This is a genomic window from Pseudoalteromonas sp. BZA4, assembly GCF_040104395.1.
In the GTDB taxonomy this organism is placed as follows: Bacteria; Pseudomonadota; Gammaproteobacteria; order Enterobacterales; family Alteromonadaceae; genus Pseudoalteromonas.
Map to the genome: position 1 here is coordinate 1 of NZ_JBECOT010000020.1, position 16846 is coordinate 16846.

Consider the following 16846-nt stretch of genomic DNA (forward strand, 5'->3'; position numbering starts at 1 on the left):
TACAATCGCCAACTGGTTGAAGCGATGATCAAAGTGAAGGCGCTAAATAAGATCAACACCCTTGGTCTGCCTAAATATCAGTAAGTTAAGTGAGTTTATTAGAGAGTTGCATTTGATCAACAAGGCCTTATTTCAGTTAAATCATCTAAAAACCTTGTTTGTAGTGAACGATTATTAAGTATCTTAAAGGTATTCTTACGACGCCTAATTTCATTCTCATGTAATACGAGCTGATCATGACCAAAAAAGTTAAACTTAAATTTTTCTAAAGCTGGAACTATAGATTCGCTGTAATGACGTTTATGAAATACACAAAATGCCAATACAAAAATAGGATAATTATCATCAACGCTTTGTAAGCTGTGATCCCCGCTCTCATCTACATAAACAATATATTTAGAAAATTCAGAATCATCTTTGCTATCCAGCTTCTTAGAATTTGATCCATCAAACTCAAATAAAGGTAGCTGGTGATGATTAATATTTTTACTCATTCATTCCCTGACAATAGACTTATAAAGATAGAAAAAACGATTAAATTACTTTTTATCGACTTTTCTAAAGATTAAAAGAAAATTTTAAAAAACGAAAGGCTGATATTATTGGGGAATTAAACATTGAATTGAAGAGCAAATGGCGCTCTCGGCAGGGATCGAACCTGCAACTTAGCCTCCGGAGGGCCACGTGATATCCATTTCACCACGAGAGCACATTTGTCGTCGTCAATACTGACTCGCGATATCAGCATGACAACCCGGCAATGATAATGGCATCTTGTGCTAAATGCTAGCATCGAGGCCTTTATATGCACATAAATTCAGCAATTTGCATTAAAACACTTCACTTTCGTGCAGAACCAAGGTATTAACGTATACTTAATAAAATTAATAACAAGGTGGCTGTATTGCCATGTAAGGGGAATTTGATCATGAGTTTAATGTCTACAGAGCAAGTCGCGGAGTTTTTAGGTGTAAAAGTCGAACGCGTAAAACGTCTTGCTCGCGAGCATTTACTGATCTCGAAATCACAAGATGACAAAGGGGAGCCTTTGTTTGATCCAGAAGACGTAAAAAAATATAAAGAACTTGCCGAGCGAATTGGCGGTCTTTAATTTTTAGCTTTTTCTATGAAGTGGTTAAGCTGTATTAGCAGGGGCGCCACTTTATCCATCGCACCACGTTGTTCGTACCAACAAATACATAAAAGCAAAAACAGCGCATGAAATGCCGCAAGCTTTTCAACTGATAAGTAAAACTCGTGATGTTCGCACACTAACGCTTGATAGCGTTTAAGCAACGCCAGTTGCTGCTCATCATTTAACGCAAAGCTCACCACCAGCGCAGCTAAGTCAAAATAAACATCGTTGCTTTTGGCATACTCAAAGTCGATTAAAAACATACCCGACTCATTCACAATGATATTTTCTTTCACTAAATCATTATGACAAAAGCCCATGTCTTTAGGCGCTGAAGCAATATAAGCCAGTGACCGTTCAATTAGCTCAGCATGTTGCTGGTAACGCTCTGTTTCCTGGTAGTAGTTAATTTCGTAAGCTATATCCATCGGCTCAGTAAGCACAGGGTAACGGTGTAAATTAACTAAGTCGGGCAATAAGCTACTACAAAATTCACCGCTGGCAATGCTGCCTGCCACGTATTCGAAAATAGCCGTATCGGTTGCTTGCTCTAACCAAAGTGGGTCTGGGCAGCAGCTTTGCTTTGCAAAATGCGCTTGCGCTGCAAGACCAATCGCCGGCCAGTGGTCGCGATAGTGCTTAACCAAGAAATCTTGGCTTGCTGTTTTAACTAGGTAGTTATCATTGCTTAACCCCTCAACCAGTGGACTGATTGAGGTGATGACTAAACGTGAGTTGAAGCGCGTAAAAAGCGCGTGAATTTGTTGCTCAGTTTTCATCTATAGCTGTGCAAGCGGCTTAGCCTGATGCTGCTCGTATTCTTCATACCAGGTTTTAAAGCCCCACGCGGCCATAATGGTGTAAAACACGAAAAGTACTAAGGTTGGGTAATACCCTTTTTCAAAGTATAGGTACATAGATGCTGCATCAATCACAATCCAGTACAACCAGTTTTCCAGTACCTTCTTGGCAACAAGGTAGGTTGTCACCACCGCAAAACAGGTGGTAAAGCTGTCTAAATAAGCAAAATCAGCGTGAGTGTAATTGGTCATCACAAAACCTATGGCAACTGAAGCCAGTGAGGTGGCAAGCAAAATCACCGCATGACGCTTTAACGACCATGAAATAATGGGCAGATGATCTTTATTATTCATGCCCCTGCGCCAAACCACCCAACCATATACCGCCATATACATGTAGTAAAAATTAAGTAGCGACTCCATCAACAGTGCGCCATTCCAGTACATTACGGTATAAATAAAGGTGCTCACAAACGCGGCTGGCCAACACCATAAGCTTTCTTTAATCGCTAACAGTAAATACGCCATCGATAAGGCAACAGCAATATATTCCCAATGCGACATGGCAGTAAAGCCAGAGAAGGTTTCGCTTAAAAATTCCATAACACGCGCTACTTTAGGGTTTAGTCTTCGCTAGGCGACAAGTCACCATGTAAGAATTTACAGACGAAAATAGCTTTACCAAACTCTTCATAAGAACGTTTGATTTCAGTATTGAGTATAGACATCACTAAATCATAATCACCAAAAATCTGAGTAGATAAGGTGTTGGTGATCACTTTAAGACCTTCGTAACTGTTTACGCGGTCAATAAAACCTTTGATAAACGGAATGTAGTCTTGATGTAGTGGGTACTTACTGATCTCTACTGAAAGTTTCATTATGATTTACCGAGTCTTTGAAAAGTATTGCATTGTAACCCGCTTATACTAACAAGTCATGGCTATGGTTATTTTTTAGTGTAAAATTAGCCCCGATAAACATTGAGGATTCATTATGGCACGCCGCATTACCTACAAATTTAAAAATCAGCCTCGCGAAATCAATTTTGCAAAAGATAAATACCGCGATATGTACCATGCTATTGCAGCGGCTGAAGGCATTGATTTAACCAATTATTTAAAGATGGAACAGCAAGTCGAAATGACTTCAAAAGGCTCTGCAGCAGTACGTAACTTTCGTGACCAAGAATTCGCACGAATGGGTTTCAGTGACGTGTATTTTATTAAAGAGTAACAAAGTTACTCTTGATACTCGTAGCTTACACGTGGGGTGATATTACACAGTAACTCGTAAGGAATGGTTGTTGCGCACTGGGCAATCTCTTCAACGGGTAGCTCAGGCCCCCACATAATCACCTCATCACCCACTTTGATGTTGTCGCGGTTATCACCAATATCCACCGTGATCATGTCCATCGCTACACTGCCAACAATACCATAGCGTTGCGATTTAATAACCACAGGTGTGCCCTGGTCAGCATGACGAGGATAACCATCACCATAGCCCATCGCAACTACCGCAAGCTTAGTCGGTTTATCGCTGTGCCAGCGTCCACCATAGCCAACACACTGATCGGCATCGACATCGCGTATCGCGATAACTCGCGTTGTTAAACGCATAACAGGCTCTAGTCCGTGCTGTTGCCCTACGCCATTAAGCATTGGCGATACGCCATAAAGCATCAAGCCAGGGCGCACCCACTCGCCATGACCTTTTGGCCAAGCAATAATGCCAGCAGAGTTTGCAAGGCAATGCTGCTCACTTTTGCCATCTGCCAAAGAATCAAATAAGGCAATTTGCTGAGCGGTTTTTTCATCATTGATATCATCGGCGCACGAGAAATGCGTCATTAACTTAATGTCATCGCGGGCATTTGGGCTTGCTTTTAAGCGACTGTAGAAAGACTCAAATTGCGATGGCGCAATACCCAATCGATGCATACCCGTATTCACCTTTAACCAGCACGCAATTGGTGCGTCAAGGCTTGTATTTTCAAGCGTTGCGAGCTGATTTTCATCGTGAATAATGGTTTGAAAGTTATTGGCAAGCAAGATAGGTAAATCATCTTTATGAAAAAAACCTTCAAGCAATACAATCGGTTTTGTTAGTCCACCTGCACGTAGCGCTAGCGCTTCGTCTATTCGAGCAACCGCAAATGCATCGGCATCATTTAGATATTGAGCAATTTTAACTAAGCCATGGCCATAGGCATTGGCTTTAAGCACTGCCATTACTTTGCAACCAGGCGCAAAGCGCTTCACTTGTGCTAAATTATGAGCAAGTGCTTTTAGGTTGATTTCGGCAATGGCTAAGCGCATTAGTATTCGTCGTCCATAGCTGGACCCGCGTAGTTATCAAAACGCGAGAATTGACCTTGGAAGGTTAAACGTACTTTACCGATTGGACCGTTACGCTGTTTACCGATGATGATTTCGGCCACGCCTTTTTCTGTGCTGTCTTCGTTATACACTTCATCACGGTAAATAAACATGATTAAGTCGGCATCCTGCTCGATTGAGCCTGATTCACGTAAGTCGGAGTTGATTGGGCGTTTATCAGCACGTTGCTCTAGGGTACGGTTAAGCTGCGATAGTGCAATAACCGGACACTGCAACTCTTTTGCCAGTGCTTTTAATGAACGAGAGATTTCAGCGATCTCTAAGGTACGGTTGTCCGACAAGCTTGGCACACGCATTAACTGCAAGTAGTCAACCATGATCATACTAATACCGCCATGGTCGCGGGCAATACGACGAGCCCGCGAGCGCACATCCGTTGGTGTTAGGCCTGATGCATCATCCACATACATTTTACCTTTTTCCATCAACAAGCCCATGGTTGACGACAAACGCGCCCAATCATCATCATCAAGCTGACCAGTACGCACCTTAGTTTGGTTAATACGGCCTAGAGATGCCAGCATCCTCATCATGATTTGCTCTGAAGGCATCTCTAGTGAGTAAATGAGTACAGGCTTATCTTGTGTCATCGCAGCGTGTTCGGCTAAGTTCATCGCAAAGGTCGTTTTACCCATCGATGGACGTGCCGCCACAATGATAAGGTCAGAAGGCTGCATACCCGCCGTCATTTTATCTAGATCGGTATAACCCGTACTTACGCCGGTCACACCATCTTGCGGCGACTGGTAAAGCTCTTCAATCTTATCAACGGTTTTTTCTAAGATACTGTGTAAGCTTTGTGGACCTTCAGTGCTTTTACTGCGCTGCTCAGCAATTTTGAATACTTTACTTTCAGCAAAGTCGAGCAGGTCATGGCTGGTACGCCCTTCAGGGCTAAAACCAGCTTCTGCAATTTCGTTCGCAACACCAATCATTTCACGAATAACAGCGCGCTCTCGCACGATATTCGCGTAAGCATCAATGTTCGCCGCACTTGGCGTGTTCTTGGCAATTTCAGCAAGGTAAGCAAAGCCACCAACACTACTTAACTGATTATTTTTCTCTAAGCTCTCAGAAATAGTGATCAAATCGATTGGATCACCCCCTTCAGCAAGATTCACCATCGCTTCAAAAATCAGCTTATGGGTTCGGGTATAAAAATCCTGCGCAACCACTAACTCAGCAACTCGGTCAAACGCTTGATTATCAAGCATTAAACCACCTAAAACAGATTGCTCAGCTTCTATTGAATGGGGAGGGACTTTTAACGTATCGACTTGCTTATCTGGTTTGGCCATAACATCACAAAACTAAAATTGAATGGCTCTATTCTATCTACTTGCTAAGGCTGTGCAAATAGTAAAGCGGGAAAACTTCCCGCTTTATTGTAACCCTAATCGTTATTTCTGTTTACGAAGTTCAATGCGTCCGCTAATCGTATCCATTTCGATATCAGCATCCCCACCGTTAATACTAAATTCTAAGTCGCTAGATGGGCCGTATTTCGCCTTCGTTGCTCTGTCATCACTAAGCTCATTAACGATTTTACCGTTAGCGTGAGCTTCAATTTCAAACTTTGCCGATACATCAGCTGGGAAGTAAAACTCGGCGTCACCACTGACTGATTCAAAACGAATATTAGCATCTTCAAGCAGCTTATTGATGTGAACTTCTGCTTCACCGTTTACGGTATTGATGCGCAGCTTTTTTATTGTATCAAAAGCAAAGTCGATATCACCGTTTACATTTTCAAGGCGCACATCTTGTGCTTTGGTTTTTGACTTAATGTCGCCATTCACCGCGGTAAAGCGTAAAGCACCTTGCGAGTTTTTATCGTTAATTTCACCATTGACTGTTTCAAAACGAATATCACCGTTTAAGTCGTTGGCATTTACATCACCATTGACCGTTTCAAAGCTCATGTTGCCGCTAATATCTTGCACTGTGATATCACCGTTGACGGTATCAATCTCTGCGCCTGCTTCAAGCTCTTTAGCACTAACTGTGACATTCACCCCAGCAAATTCAAGCTCACTGCTTTTTGGCATGTAAATGGTTAATCGAGAGCCGTCACCACTATTCCAGCCACCTAAATTTCGCGGCATTTTTACGATAAATTCAACACGGCTTCCTTCAACCTCTAAACGATAGCCTTGTGCCTTATCGTCAAGCTCACCTTCGATTTTAAGTTGTGGTTTATCCCATCCTTCAATGCGTACATCACCACGTTGGTTTTCAATAAAAATGCGTTTATTGGCAGGTACATCAATTTGCTCATTAATGGTTTGTCCCGCCATTGCCATCAGTGGCAGTAATCCTAAAGTTAAGGCTAGTAATTTCATAATTGTCACTCCTAAATCGTTTGCCACTTCGATGCATGCACCTTGTTAATTAAGTCCAATTGTTGCTGATAAACCTGCGACAGCATTTGTAATAAAGCTGGGTTTTCAGGTTCATTCTCAAGTGCTTGCTTAATGGCACTTTCGGCTTCTTCTAACTCTTTTAGTTGTTGCTGCCAGTTGTCGGTTAATGCAGGTTGATTTTGATACTGCACTAACAAACCTTGCTTTTGCTTGGTAAAATAGTCACTCATTGCCATCATGCTATTTGGCTCACCTTGGCCAACAAAAAGCTGTACGGTCAATAGTGCGGCTATACAACAAGCGGCAACTGCAGCGAGTTTATTCCAGCCATGGTTTGGCTTATCAGTTTGCTCTGGTTGCCCTGTTGCAATTGCTCGCTCAACACCGGGCCAAAGATCTTTATCAGGGCTAATATCTTGCTGCTGGTTAAGCGAGTCATTTAAAAATTGTTCAAATTCTGGCTTACTCATTTTCATACCACTCTTTTAATAACTGCCTTGCACGGTGAAATTGCGATTTACTTGAACCGACCGCCATATCAAGCATGCTTGCTATCTCTTCATGGCGATAACCTTCAATTGCATGGAGCACAAACACCATACGTGCTCGCTCAGGTAGTCTCAGTACTAATTTATCGAGGCCGTTAAAGCCACCGCAATCTGCTGCGCTTTGCTCATCCATTCCGCTTTGTTCAAAACTCACTACTTTTTGAAACCAGCTTTTATGTTTGCGAATGTAGCTAATCGCAATATTGCTTGTAACACTGTGTAACCAAGTCGAAAATTGTGAGCGTCCATCAAAGTTAGCGATTTTGTGCCACAACTGTACAAACACTTCTTGTGTTGCATCTTCGGCGTGCTCTTTATCTGCAAGTAATCGCAAACATAGGCTATATACCCGCTTCACATGCAACTCATAAAGTGTTGCATAGGCAGCTTGATCACCGCTTTTTACGCGCTCAATCAAGGCATGCTCACTTTGCTGGGCGAACGCTTGTTCTGCATCTATCAACATCCTGGATGTTGTCCTTTATGATTATTGTTGTGAATTTAGTGTATTAGACGTAAGGAAGGATTCAAAAGGTTTAAATGAAATTAATTTTTTTTGTGTAAGCTACAAATAATTGAGCTTACACAATTTTATTTGGGGCTTTGCGTTATTCTCCAGGTGATGCTTCGCTTTCTTCTTCAGTCGTTTCTGCAGTTTTGTAGCTCCAACCTAAAAATACGATGCGTGCCGAAGAAGCAGGCGTGCCGCCATTTTGTACTTGTAATAAACCCGCATCATAATGAGCACCACTGCCCCCTGTTGCGGTAATTGTTGAGCCACGCACACTACCAAACAGCTCACCACTGCCCGATAGCTTTACTGTTGTCAAAGGGGCATAAATAGCCGCATATAAATTCGCAGCACCACTAAATTGCACGCCATTTACACCATTAAATGATGAATAAAATGATAACGATGGATGGCCACTGGTGGTTAATCCTTCCTGCTCAGTAATGACTTTTGCGCCTGCACCAATATTTACTTTTCCGGTTAATAACACTGTTAAGCTACTGTCTTTTTTAATTGTTAGGCTAGTATCCCCTTCCATCGAAAAGTCGCCATCAATCAGTAAAATAACATCACCACCAGAAACTTCCATTTTGCCGTCACTGGTCATTTTGAGCCTATCAAGTGCAAAGATATACTCTTTACTGTTACTGCCATTAGCTTGGTTTTGCGCTTTAGAGTTAAACAAGAAAACATCGGCAAGGTTTGGCAAAATTACTTGGCTACCACCGCTACTAAAAAAGCCCTTTTCAGTATTAAGTTTAAATTGTTGCGTAGGACCAATCGAAACAGAACTATAACTGCTCACTTGGTCTGTGATGTCTGTCATTTTCTCTGGCAAAATTAACGGGTCGCAGCTGGTGTCTGGATTTGTTGGGTCATAATCAGGGGCTGTTGGGTCAGCAACAGTTATCGACTCAACATTCGGGTTTACATTAAACTTGCTATCACTGTAGTGCACACCATCTTGTTGATTATTGTAGGTGTCTTTAAAATCGCCTGAGCCGCCATACATAATATCCAGCGCTTCGCCTTGGCTATTCGTAATGAATGTAGACCACTGCATTTTTGCATCACCATTGGCTCGCACAACGCCCGAAACAGTCCCCCCACGATGGGTATAATAACCTCGGGTATAGACATTACCGTCAACACGTAAACCACTGCCAGGAGAGATATAAACACCGGTATTTGAATGGATATTACCAATAATTGGTGATGAACCATTTAAGTAGATAACCCCGGTCGCTTTTACATCGCCCTTTATCGGTGAGTGACCCGATAGCACCACATCTGAATCACCAGCTATAGTTGAAACATCACCATCATTCGATTTAGTTTCTTCGTAGGCGCCTTTGCTCGAATCATAGCTATCGATACTACCACTACCCGACAAGTTAACCCCTTTACACCCCACCATCGCATTAGTGAAAACAGAGCTACCTTTCGCGCCTTGTACTGCAAAACGGGCGACTAAGTTACTTTGTGCGTCACCATCAAATCGTTGCCCTAAGCTTGCAATTTCAAGCTCACCGGCAGCGTTTTGACTTAAACTGGCATTAAAAATGGCATCATCAGCGATAACACCAGAGCCCGATGCATTACTGGTTTTACTGATCAAATCTTCAACCGCTAATACACCTTCCTCATTCAAGGTTTGTTGCAATAACTTAGCTTGCTCAAACACACCTTTTTCAGCCATTAAGCGGCTGTTTAATTTCTTTTGGAAGTTACCACTTAAGCGTTCTTGAACAATGTTTTCACGTAGCGAACTAAGCACCACGATGCTGGCCATACTGGTCAAGATCAACACTGTAATTAGGGTGAAACCTTTTTGCTTGTTATACACTGCCAGCTCCGTATGCTTTGACTAATATTGCATTGGTTAAGGCAATATCAATATTAATGCCATTGCCAAATTGAGCAGGTAAATCATTTGGCTTTACAGTAACGGTTACAAGCTCACCGGCGATATCAAATGACAAAGCTTCGATACCTGTCAGTAATCGCTCTGAGGCAGCACCATCGAGTGAACACATTAAGTTACTGCCATTTAAGCTATATACTTCAACCACCTGCGCAGTTGTCGCAGAGCCATCACAGGCAATGACACCACTTGGCTGAGTAATAGTAATCGTGCTTTTATCTGCACTGATGGTGGGTGTTAGTTGTGTTTGCTTTATGCTGCGGTTGAATACTTTACTGGTATAGCGAATCACTTCTTGAGCGTTTTCAAGCTCTTTACTCACCTCAATCGTGCTTTTAATCGCCGAGTAAGACAAGCTCACCCCAGCTAATAAAAAAGCGCCAGCTGCCAATGCCACCATCAGTTCAACTAAGGTAAAACCCTGAACGCGTTTATTCATGAGCACACCGCCGTTAAATCAGGGAAACTGGCATTTAGACTAATTTGATTTTCTGCATTGTCTGTCATGCGCTTATCGACCCAAGCCACATTAACTTGCATATCATCACTGTAAGTAGCTGGGATTGTCAGTTGATAATCACTCACTTGTGGCGCGAGCGAAGCTCTAAATGTCGCGTCTTGAAAAAGTGCGGTATTGGTTTTTTGAATTTCACAAATACGCGGCCATAACCGCTCAATGGTGTTTTGCCCTTGAATAAGTGACACGGTGTAATTAAAGCTATTGGTTGCATATTGCAGCGATTTTAGCTGCGCTGCCGCCAAGCCTAATAATGCGATGCCAGCGATCACCACTGAAATCATCACTTCTAATAATGAAAAGCCTGCCTGCTTATTCATGCACATCCTCGCTGTGAATTTTCTACTAACCAGTTTTGGCCACTTTTAAGCACACACATCACGTAATCTGTGGTGTTTGTGTGTTCATCTTTCACTAAAATTTCAGCTTGTTTATCAACTTCACCACTGGCACTAATGGCCAATGCGACTAAGTTGACGGTAACTCCGCTTTTTGTAACCGAAAATTCTTTTAAAACTGTGTCTACCCCGCCCTCGTTGAGGGTCACTTGCCAGCTATTATTACTGACAACTAGGTTAATAGGTTTGTCGCGTTTGACCGCTTCACTGCGTGCAAATTTATAGGCGCTATTTAATTGATTTGCAGTTGTTACCACGCGATCTTGCAAAATTTGTTGCTAAAAGACGGAAAAGCAAGGGCTGCCATAATGCCAATAACACTCAGCACAACCATTAACTCAATTAAGGTAAACCCTGCAATTCGACGCAATTGTGTTACTCCCAGCAATCACTAAATGAAGCGCTATAACTACCATCATGTTTAACGGTTAAGTCACCACAGCGATCACTTGCTTGCGCCGAACCCGATTTAGGAGCGGCTTTTAAACTGTAGCCACGATTTTTAAAGTCGCTTACAGCACCTGATACTTTATCTGTTGCTGTGTAGGTAAAGGTGTAATAGTCAGTATTTTGAGTTGCAAATGCATTAGGGTAGCCGCCATTTCGTGAATAAATACGTTCAAGACTGGCGCTGTATTGCAGTAACTCTTGTTGAATATCAGCACGGCGACTACGTTGCATGTGCTCAGTGTAAGCAGGCAATGCTACGCTATATAAAATCCCTAAAATAGCGATCACGATAAGAATTTCTACTAATGTAAAGCCTGTTTGTTTACCCATTCCATGTGGTACTAATGCACTTTTCAACCTCAACCCCTTAATACTTTTTAACCAGCACAATATAAATGACAGCGTTGTCAGTGTCAATTTTAACCAATTTACTTTTACTCATTCGATTATACTAATAAGAACAAGAAAATTAAGAAAAAAGAACGTATGTTTGTAAAATAGGTAAGATTATAGGATGGCATTTATATGTTTAAAATATAGAAACCAATACTATTGAATGATCAACGAAGAAGCAATAGCGGTACAAAATGCTACAATTCATAAATTTCGGGCACAAAAAAGCCGCACCTAAGTGCGGCTTTTTTTACTTAATATTGCTATTAAGCTTCAGCGATAACGATTACTTTGATAGTAGCCGATACGTCTGAGTGTACTGCGATTGCTACGTCAAATTCGCCAGTCTCACGGATAGTACCTAGAGGTAAACGAACTTCTGATTTAGCAACTTCAACGCCAACAGCTGAAATAGCTTCAGCGATGTCGCGAGTACCGATAGAACCGAATAATTTGCCTTCGTCACCAGCTTTAGAAACTAGTGTAACTTCAGCTAATGCTTCTAACTTGTCAGCGCGAGCTTGAGCAGCAGCTAGATCTTCAGCGATCTTAGCTTCTAAATCAGCACGACGTGCTTCGAAAGTTTCGATGTTAGCTTTAGTTGCAGGAACTGCCTTACCTTGTGGGAAAAGGAAGTTACGTGCGAAGCCAGATTTAACTACAACCTGGTCACCTAGGCCACCTAGGTTTGCGATCTTGTCTAGTAGAATAACTTGCATGTCTCTACACCTTTTAAAAACTGTTAATCCGCTGCTTACTTATGTAAGTCAGTGTATGGAAGAAGGGCTAAGTAGCGAGCACGCTTGATAGCAGTTGCTAGCTGACGCTGATATTTAGCGCTAGTACCTGTGATACGGCTAGGTACGATTTTGCCACTTTCTGTAACATAGTTTCTAAGAGTAGCTAGATCTTTATAATCGATTTGTTGTACGCCTTCCGCTTTGAAGCGGCAGAACTTACGACGTCTGAAATAACGTGCCATGAGTAAAATTCCTCAAAAAATTCTTTCTATATGTTGAGCATGCAAGACCAATTGGCTTAAGCCGTTTCGGCCTTCGTGACGGTTTAAAAACCCCGTCACTTGCACTTGTTGCCCAACGTGCAATTGTTGAGTTTGTTGTTGCATTGGCGTGCCGCTGGCAACAACTTGAAGCCTGACATAACTATTACGGTTAAGGTCTGCTTCAACTTGCATCGATTTATGTTCAAGAACAAAAATACAATGCGGTATACCAGCAGGGCTTTGACTATATTTAGGTGTTTTACAAACAACCCCAGATAATGTCAGCTGATTCATATAAGGATTAAGCGGTTGGCTCATCTTTTTGTCTCAACTGCAAGCGCCATGCTTGAACTCAAAACGATTAAGCAGCTGGTGCTTCTTTCTTCTCTTCTTTCGCAAGAGGAGATGCTTCAGTTACAGCGTCTTTAGTACGCATAACTAAGTTACGAAGCACTGCATCGTTGTAGCGGAAAGTAGTTTCTAGCTCGCTGATTACTTCAGTAGGTGCTTCAACGTTCATAAGAACATAATGAGCTTTGTGAAGCTTGTCGATTGGGTAAGCCAATTGACGACGGCCCCAGTCTTCAAGACGGTGGATAGTACCACCAGCTTCAGTGATAGAACCAGTATAACGTTCGATCATACCAGGTACTTGCTCACTCTGATCAGGGTGAACCATGAATACGATTTCGTAATGACGCATGGATATTCCTTACGGTTAATAGAGCCTTCTACCGTTTCGGCCAGTCGGTTTAAGGCAAGGAATTAAATTTAATAAGCCGAAATGAGCGCGCATTTTACGCTTAGATTGATAATTAAGCAAGATAAAACAGCAAGCCAAGCTAGATTATTGTGCCCTATTAAGATTTTCTAAACGCTAAAAACAAAAAACCCAGCCGAAGCTGGGTTTTTGATATTCTGAAAACTAAAATTACTTGATTTTAGCTTCTTTGAAAATCACGTGTTTACGAGCTTTAGGATCGTATTTTTTGATTTCCATTTTTTCAGGCATGTTACGCTTGTTCTTGTCGGTAGTGTAGAAAAAACCAGTACCAGCAGTTGAAACTAAACGGATCTTATCGCGCATGATTCAGTTCCTTAAACTTTTTCGCCACGAGCACGGATTTCTGTAAGAACCGCGTCGATGCCTTTTTTATCGATAATACGCATACCTTTAGTAGTAGTGCGTAGTGTTACAAAACGTTTTTCACTTTCAACCCAAAAACGGTGAGTTTGTAGGTTAGGTAGGAAACGACGTTTAGTCGCGTTTCTCGCGTGTGAACGGTGGTTACCAACCGCTGGACGCTTACCTGTAACTTGACATACTTTAGACATGTCTATATATCTCCAATAACTTCGCTCGAGCTTAATTTTCCCTTAGGCCAGTATTTGTGCCCCGGGATAAATCGAAGGGCGCTCTTTATACAGCTTATACAGGCAAAGATCAAGTAACAGATCTTATCCAATCAGCTCATGTGTAAATTTGATAGCGGCTAATTATAAAGATCGAATGCCCTTAGGGAAAGTAAAAACTGCATTTAAATTAAACTAATTTCTAAAATCGCCCTAAACTGCTCATTTTTAACACACTCTCTAATACAGTTGGCTCTATATAAGCCCTCTTTCAGCAAACGAAACACAATTTTCACCACCCACTATGATGTGATCCAGCACGTTTATGTCAATTAAGGCTAAGGCTTGCTGTAACTTAGTGGTGATTAATTTATCGGCCTGACTAGGTTCAGCAACCCCACTTGGGTGGTTATGAGCAAGTATTAGAGCCGCCGCATTATTACGCAGTGCAGCTTTAACAACTTCGCGTGGATAAACAGAAGCGGCATTAATAGTGCCGTAAAAAAGTACTTCGTCTTTAATTAGCTGGTTTTGACTATCTAAGTACAGCACCATAAATACTTCTTGCTGTAAGCCTCGCAGCTGAATAGTTAAATAGTCATACACGGCTTGCGGCGAAGTAAATAGTGCCTCGCGCTTACATTGCTCAAGCATATAGCGCCGGCTTAGCTCAAGTACCGCTTGAAGCTGCACATACTTAGCGGCCCCTAAACCCTTTTGGGCACAAAACTCTTGTTCAGATGCATTAAATAAGTCGTGCAAAGTGCTGTTTATATCGAGCAGGTGCTCCGCCAGCTCAATGGCATTCATACCCGGCACACCGGTACGTAAGAATATTGCTAATAACTCTGCATCTGAGAGTGCTTTGGCTCCTTGGGCAAGTAACTTCTCCCGCGGCCTTGCTGATAAAGGTAGATCGGTTAATGGCATTGCTTCATCCTTAAAACAACTATTCCACTTATTAAACTGTACTATAAAATCCAATTTTTTCCTGTCTGTATAAAAGAAAACTTCATGCTATCGGTAAAGATTTGCTATCGTTAGCCCATATCGACAAAGGTTAAATTTCACGTAATGACAAAATCAGTAAATAAAAAAATCCTGCTAGGTATGAGTGGTGGTATTGCAGCCTATAAATGCGCAGAACTTGTTCGCCGTTTAAAAGATCAAGGCTGTGAAGTAAAAGTCGTCATGACCGACTCAGCAAAACACTTTATTACTCCTTTAACTATGCAAGCGGTAAGCGGTGAGGTTGTTTCTGATTCATTACTCGACCCAGCAGCAGAAGCCGCGATGGGTCATATCGAATTTGCCAAATGGGCAGACCTTATTTTAGTCGCCCCTGCAACCAGTAATATTTTAGCAAAAATGGCGATGGGTATTGCAGATGACTTACTGACAACCCTACTACTGGCTACCCCTGCAAAGGTAGCTGTTGCACCAGCAATGAACCAACAAATGTATGCCCACCCTGCTACACAAGCCAATCTTGCCACACTTAGCGAACGTGGCGTGGCTATTTGGGGCCCAGGTAAAGGCGAGCAAGCCTGTGGTGATTTTGGCGCAGGACGCATGTTAGAGCCTCATGAGTTAGTCGCGCTTTGTACACAACCTGAAGTAGAGCCATTACTTGCAGGCAAAACCGTCACGATTACAGCAGGACCAACCCGAGAAGCCCTCGACCCTGTTCGTTATATCTCTAATCACAGCTCAGGCAAAATGGGTTATGCCCTTGCAGAAGCTGCACTTGCGCTAGGTGCAAAGGTAAATCTGATTTCAGGCCCCGTAACAATTGCAGCACCTGCTAATGCCCTGCTTACTAATATAGAAAGTGCTGAGCAATTACTTACCGCCTCAATGAAGCTTGCCGCGCAATCGGATGCTTTTATCGGCTGTGCAGCAGTGGCTGATTACCGTGCAGCTGCAATTCATGAGCAAAAGATGAAAAAGCAAGGTGATGAACTGACCCTTACCTTAGTTAAAAACCCAGATGTTATCGCTAACGTCGCTGCGCTTAGCGAAAACCGCCCTTATACCGTTGGCTTTGCGGCAGAAACTCAAGATGTTGCAAGCTATGCACAAGGTAAATTAAAGAATAAAAACCTCGATATGATCTGCGCAAATGACGTATCAAAAGAAGGCCTTGGCTTTAACTCTGATCATAATGCTTTAACACTCTTCTGGCACAATGAGCAGCTAGATTTAGCAATGGGAAGTAAAAAAGATTTAGCCATGAGCGTGATGACTGAGCTTGCCAAGCGTTTGTAAAAATGCTGGAAAGAAACTGAATAAAACATTAACATAAGCCACTCATTTGCACAAAAAATGGCTTGTCTGACTCCCAACAGCGCAAGTAATAAATTATAAGAAAGGAATGGTCATGCCTGCGACAAAAAGAAGTAATCGCAAAGAGCAGATTCTGCAAGCACTCGCACAAATGTTAGAAACCAGCCCAGGTCAACGTATCACAACCGCAAAACTCGCGGCTGAGGTAGGTGTGTCTGAAGCTGCGTTATATCGTCATTTTCCGAGTAAAGCACGGATGTTTGAGGGCCTAATCGAGTTTATTGAAGATACCCTGTTATCACGCATTAACCTCATTTTAGAAAATGAGAAAGAAAGCCAAACACGTGTATACAATATTTTGCTGTTATTGTTAGCCTTCGCCGAGAAAAACCCGGGCATTACCCGCATTTTGACCGGTGATGCCTTACAAGGTGAGCAAGAGCGTTTACGTGAGCGTGTACAAGGCTTATTTGAAAAGCTAGAAACTCAGTTCAAGCAAGTGCTACGCGAACGCAAACTTCGCGAAGGTAAAGCATTCCAGTCAGACGAAAGCACCCTAGCCAACTTCTTACTCGCCTATGTAGAAGGTAAGATGAACCAATTCGTGCGCAGCGACTTTAAAGCAAAACCAAGTGCACAATTTGAAAAACAATGGCCAGAGCTACAGAAGATTTGGTTGTAGTGAGCTGCTAGGGGAAAGTTTGAGCTGTCAGCCTTCAGCCGTCAGCTATCAGATTGAATTCCAAACAGTTAGCAAGCTTCT

At 42.3% G+C, this 16846-nt stretch carries 26 protein-coding genes and 1 tRNA gene; 4 read left to right on the forward strand and 23 right to left on the reverse strand.

From position 1 onward, the window contains the following. Positions 1-116: 116 nt before the first annotated feature. A complete protein-coding gene (locus ABMY41_RS10275; protein ID WP_349274616.1) occupies positions 117-494 on the reverse strand; it encodes a DUF3800 domain-containing protein in 378 nt (125 codons plus the stop codon). A 140-nt stretch (positions 495-634) separates the two neighbouring features. Continuing rightward, a tRNA-Arg gene (locus ABMY41_RS10280) sits at positions 635-709 on the reverse strand. Positions 710-928: 219 nt separating this feature from the next. Between ABMY41_RS10280 and ABMY41_RS10285 the strand changes: the two genes are divergently transcribed. Then, positions 929-1111 (forward strand): helix-turn-helix domain-containing protein, encoded by a 183-nt coding sequence (locus ABMY41_RS10285; RefSeq protein ID WP_054563404.1) that lies wholly within the window; start codon positions 929-931, stop codon positions 1109-1111. On the opposite strand, the gene ABMY41_RS10290 is transcribed toward ABMY41_RS10285, so the two are convergent. From ABMY41_RS10290 to ABMY41_RS10300, 3 genes are read right to left on the reverse strand one after another with little or no spacing between them, the layout of a single operon-like run. Next, the gene (locus ABMY41_RS10290; RefSeq protein ID WP_175080374.1) at positions 1108-1914 is read right to left on the reverse strand and encodes a phosphotransferase; all 807 of its coding nucleotides are present in this window, start codon (positions 1912-1914) and stop codon (positions 1108-1110) included. The two genes, ABMY41_RS10285 and ABMY41_RS10290, sit on opposite strands and share 4 nt — an antisense overlap. Then, on the reverse strand, positions 1915-2538 hold the full coding sequence (gene pnuC / locus ABMY41_RS10295) for a nicotinamide riboside transporter PnuC (RefSeq protein ID WP_058583797.1): 624 nt from the start codon (positions 2536-2538) through the stop codon (positions 1915-1917). Positions 2539-2558: 20 nt separating this feature from the next. Then, positions 2559-2816, reverse strand: a complete 258-nt coding sequence (locus ABMY41_RS10300) for a hypothetical protein (RefSeq protein ID WP_349274617.1) — start codon at positions 2814-2816, stop codon at positions 2559-2561. Between the two features lie 115 nt (positions 2817-2931). Here ABMY41_RS10300 and ABMY41_RS10305 point away from each other — a divergent pair, with 115 nt between their 5' ends. Next, entirely contained in the window at positions 2932-3171 is a 240-nt protein-coding gene (locus ABMY41_RS10305) for a DUF2960 domain-containing protein (RefSeq protein WP_054554201.1), read from the forward strand. Between the two features lie 5 nt (positions 3172-3176). On the opposite strand, the gene alr is transcribed toward ABMY41_RS10305, so the two are convergent. From alr to radC, 18 genes are all read right to left on the reverse strand, one after another. Beyond that, positions 3177-4256 carry an alanine racemase gene (gene alr, locus ABMY41_RS10310; RefSeq protein ID WP_349274618.1) on the reverse strand — a complete coding sequence of 360 codons (1080 nt, stop codon included), beginning with the start codon at positions 4254-4256 and terminating at the stop codon, positions 3177-3179. Further along, on the reverse strand, positions 4256-5635 hold the full coding sequence (dnaB, locus tag ABMY41_RS10315) for a replicative DNA helicase (protein WP_235378097.1): 1380 nt from the start codon (positions 5633-5635) through the stop codon (positions 4256-4258). Before dnaB ends, alr begins: the two co-directional genes overlap by 1 nt. A 102-nt stretch (positions 5636-5737) precedes the next feature. Then, a complete protein-coding gene (locus ABMY41_RS10320; RefSeq protein ID WP_349274619.1) occupies positions 5738-6679 on the reverse strand; it encodes a DUF4097 family beta strand repeat-containing protein in 942 nt (313 codons plus the stop codon). A gap of 11 nt (positions 6680-6690) precedes the next feature. Next, a complete protein-coding gene (locus ABMY41_RS10325) occupies positions 6691-7176 on the reverse strand; it encodes a hypothetical protein (RefSeq protein WP_349274620.1) in 486 nt (161 codons plus the stop codon). Beyond that, positions 7163-7714, reverse strand: coding sequence for a sigma-70 family RNA polymerase sigma factor (locus ABMY41_RS10330; protein ID WP_287246217.1), 552 nt, complete (start codon positions 7712-7714; stop codon positions 7163-7165). The genes ABMY41_RS10325 and ABMY41_RS10330 overlap by 14 nt, the downstream gene beginning before the upstream one ends. A 142-nt stretch (positions 7715-7856) precedes the next feature. Continuing rightward, a complete protein-coding gene (locus ABMY41_RS10335) occupies positions 7857-9605 on the reverse strand; it encodes a PilX N-terminal domain-containing pilus assembly protein (protein ID WP_349274621.1) in 1749 nt (582 codons plus the stop codon). Further along, entirely contained in the window at positions 9598-10122 is a 525-nt protein-coding gene (locus ABMY41_RS10340; RefSeq protein ID WP_063528379.1) for a prepilin-type N-terminal cleavage/methylation domain-containing protein, read from the reverse strand. The genes ABMY41_RS10335 and ABMY41_RS10340 overlap by 8 nt, the downstream gene beginning before the upstream one ends. Then, a complete protein-coding gene (locus tag ABMY41_RS10345; RefSeq protein WP_054563395.1) occupies positions 10119-10520 on the reverse strand; it encodes a prepilin-type N-terminal cleavage/methylation domain-containing protein in 402 nt (133 codons plus the stop codon). The genes ABMY41_RS10340 and ABMY41_RS10345 overlap by 4 nt, the downstream gene beginning before the upstream one ends. Beyond that, positions 10517-10867, reverse strand: coding sequence for a GspH/FimT family protein (locus ABMY41_RS10350; RefSeq protein WP_349274622.1), 351 nt, complete (start codon positions 10865-10867; stop codon positions 10517-10519). Before ABMY41_RS10350 ends, ABMY41_RS10345 begins: the two co-directional genes overlap by 4 nt. Next, entirely contained in the window at positions 10849-10932 is an 84-nt protein-coding gene (locus ABMY41_RS10355) for a hypothetical protein (RefSeq protein WP_349274640.1), read from the reverse strand. The genes ABMY41_RS10350 and ABMY41_RS10355 overlap by 19 nt, the downstream gene beginning before the upstream one ends. Positions 10933-10973: 41 nt before the next feature. Further along, complete coding sequence (locus tag ABMY41_RS10360; RefSeq protein WP_308200367.1) at positions 10974-11405, reverse strand: type IV pilin protein; 432 nt, start codon at positions 11403-11405, stop codon at positions 10974-10976. A gap of 302 nt (positions 11406-11707) precedes the next feature. Further along, the gene (rplI, locus tag ABMY41_RS10365) at positions 11708-12160 is read right to left on the reverse strand and encodes a 50S ribosomal protein L9 (protein WP_054554192.1); all 453 of its coding nucleotides are present in this window, start codon (positions 12158-12160) and stop codon (positions 11708-11710) included. A 35-nt stretch (positions 12161-12195) separates the two neighbouring features. After that, complete coding sequence (gene rpsR, locus ABMY41_RS10370; protein WP_002962753.1) at positions 12196-12423, reverse strand: 30S ribosomal protein S18; 228 nt, start codon at positions 12421-12423, stop codon at positions 12196-12198. A 12-nt stretch (positions 12424-12435) separates the two neighbouring features. Then, a complete protein-coding gene (priB, locus tag ABMY41_RS10375) occupies positions 12436-12738 on the reverse strand; it encodes a primosomal replication protein N (RefSeq protein WP_036973732.1) in 303 nt (100 codons plus the stop codon). Between the two features lie 67 nt (positions 12739-12805). Further along, the gene (gene rpsF / locus ABMY41_RS10380; RefSeq protein WP_036973113.1) at positions 12806-13147 is read right to left on the reverse strand and encodes a 30S ribosomal protein S6; all 342 of its coding nucleotides are present in this window, start codon (positions 13145-13147) and stop codon (positions 12806-12808) included. Between the two features lie 228 nt (positions 13148-13375). Next, entirely contained in the window at positions 13376-13531 is a 156-nt protein-coding gene (rpmG, locus tag ABMY41_RS10385; RefSeq protein WP_022946036.1) for a 50S ribosomal protein L33, read from the reverse strand. Positions 13532-13542: 11 nt separating this feature from the next. Then, entirely contained in the window at positions 13543-13779 is a 237-nt protein-coding gene (gene rpmB / locus ABMY41_RS10390; protein WP_036973115.1) for a 50S ribosomal protein L28, read from the reverse strand. Between the two features lie 273 nt (positions 13780-14052). Continuing rightward, positions 14053-14727, reverse strand: coding sequence for a DNA repair protein RadC (radC, locus tag ABMY41_RS10395; protein ID WP_175080365.1), 675 nt, complete (start codon positions 14725-14727; stop codon positions 14053-14055). A 144-nt stretch (positions 14728-14871) separates the two neighbouring features. Here radC and coaBC point away from each other — a divergent pair, with 144 nt between their 5' ends. Together coaBC and slmA are read left to right on the forward strand one after the other, a co-directional pair. Further along, positions 14872-16065 carry a bifunctional phosphopantothenoylcysteine decarboxylase/phosphopantothenate--cysteine ligase CoaBC gene (coaBC, locus tag ABMY41_RS10400; RefSeq protein WP_349274623.1) on the forward strand — a complete coding sequence of 398 codons (1194 nt, stop codon included), beginning with the start codon at positions 14872-14874 and terminating at the stop codon, positions 16063-16065. A 112-nt stretch (positions 16066-16177) separates the two neighbouring features. Further along, positions 16178-16765, forward strand: a complete 588-nt coding sequence (gene slmA, locus ABMY41_RS10405; protein ID WP_054554189.1) for a nucleoid occlusion factor SlmA — start codon at positions 16178-16180, stop codon at positions 16763-16765. The last annotated feature ends 81 nt before the right edge of the window (positions 16766-16846 follow it).

What these genes read in the sequence shown, in the direction of transcription:
- rplI (WP_054554192.1), bottom strand. Translation starts at nt 12,160, where the DNA reads ATGCAAGTTATTCTACTAGACAAGATCGCAAACCTAGGTGGCCTAGGT.
- ABMY41_RS10325 (WP_349274620.1), bottom strand. Translation starts at nt 7,176, where the DNA reads ATGAAAATGAGTAAGCCAGAATTTGAACAATTTTTAAATGACTCGCTT.
- pnuC (WP_058583797.1), bottom strand. Translation starts at nt 2,538, where the DNA reads ATGGAATTTTTAAGCGAAACCTTCTCTGGCTTTACTGCCATGTCGCAT.
- rpsF (WP_036973113.1), bottom strand. Translation starts at nt 13,147, where the DNA reads ATGCGTCATTACGAAATCGTATTCATGGTTCACCCTGATCAGAGTGAG.
- rpmB (WP_036973115.1), bottom strand. Translation starts at nt 13,779, where the DNA reads ATGTCTAAAGTATGTCAAGTTACAGGTAAGCGTCCAGCGGTTGGTAAC.
- ABMY41_RS10345 (WP_054563395.1), bottom strand. Translation starts at nt 10,520, where the DNA reads ATGAATAAGCAGGCAGGCTTTTCATTATTAGAAGTGATGATTTCAGTG.
- alr (WP_349274618.1), bottom strand. Translation starts at nt 4,256, where the DNA reads ATGCGCTTAGCCATTGCCGAAATCAACCTAAAAGCACTTGCTCATAAT.
- dnaB (WP_235378097.1), bottom strand. Translation starts at nt 5,635, where the DNA reads ATGGCCAAACCAGATAAGCAAGTCGATACGTTAAAAGTCCCTCCCCAT.
- ABMY41_RS10290 (WP_175080374.1), bottom strand. Translation starts at nt 1,914, where the DNA reads ATGAAAACTGAGCAACAAATTCACGCGCTTTTTACGCGCTTCAACTCA.
- slmA (WP_054554189.1), top strand. Translation starts at nt 16,178, where the DNA reads ATGCCTGCGACAAAAAGAAGTAATCGCAAAGAGCAGATTCTGCAAGCA.
- rpmG (WP_022946036.1), bottom strand. Translation starts at nt 13,531, where the DNA reads ATGCGCGATAAGATCCGTTTAGTTTCAACTGCTGGTACTGGTTTTTTC.
- ABMY41_RS10275 (WP_349274616.1), bottom strand. Translation starts at nt 494, where the DNA reads ATGAGTAAAAATATTAATCATCACCAGCTACCTTTATTTGAGTTTGAT.
- ABMY41_RS10285 (WP_054563404.1), top strand. Translation starts at nt 929, where the DNA reads ATGAGTTTAATGTCTACAGAGCAAGTCGCGGAGTTTTTAGGTGTAAAA.
- ABMY41_RS10340 (WP_063528379.1), bottom strand. Translation starts at nt 10,122, where the DNA reads ATGAATAAACGCGTTCAGGGTTTTACCTTAGTTGAACTGATGGTGGCA.
- radC (WP_175080365.1), bottom strand. Translation starts at nt 14,727, where the DNA reads ATGCCATTAACCGATCTACCTTTATCAGCAAGGCCGCGGGAGAAGTTA.
- ABMY41_RS10320 (WP_349274619.1), bottom strand. Translation starts at nt 6,679, where the DNA reads ATGAAATTACTAGCCTTAACTTTAGGATTACTGCCACTGATGGCAATG.
- coaBC (WP_349274623.1), top strand. Translation starts at nt 14,872, where the DNA reads ATGACAAAATCAGTAAATAAAAAAATCCTGCTAGGTATGAGTGGTGGT.
- ABMY41_RS10330 (WP_287246217.1), bottom strand. Translation starts at nt 7,714, where the DNA reads ATGTTGATAGATGCAGAACAAGCGTTCGCCCAGCAAAGTGAGCATGCC.
- priB (WP_036973732.1), bottom strand. Translation starts at nt 12,738, where the DNA reads ATGAATCAGCTGACATTATCTGGGGTTGTTTGTAAAACACCTAAATAT.
- ABMY41_RS10300 (WP_349274617.1), bottom strand. Translation starts at nt 2,816, where the DNA reads ATGAAACTTTCAGTAGAGATCAGTAAGTACCCACTACATCAAGACTAC.
- rpsR (WP_002962753.1), bottom strand. Translation starts at nt 12,423, where the DNA reads ATGGCACGTTATTTCAGACGTCGTAAGTTCTGCCGCTTCAAAGCGGAA.
- ABMY41_RS10355 (WP_349274640.1), bottom strand. Translation starts at nt 10,932, where the DNA reads ATGGTTGTGCTGAGTGTTATTGGCATTATGGCAGCCCTTGCTTTTCCG.
- ABMY41_RS10305 (WP_054554201.1), top strand. Translation starts at nt 2,932, where the DNA reads ATGGCACGCCGCATTACCTACAAATTTAAAAATCAGCCTCGCGAAATC.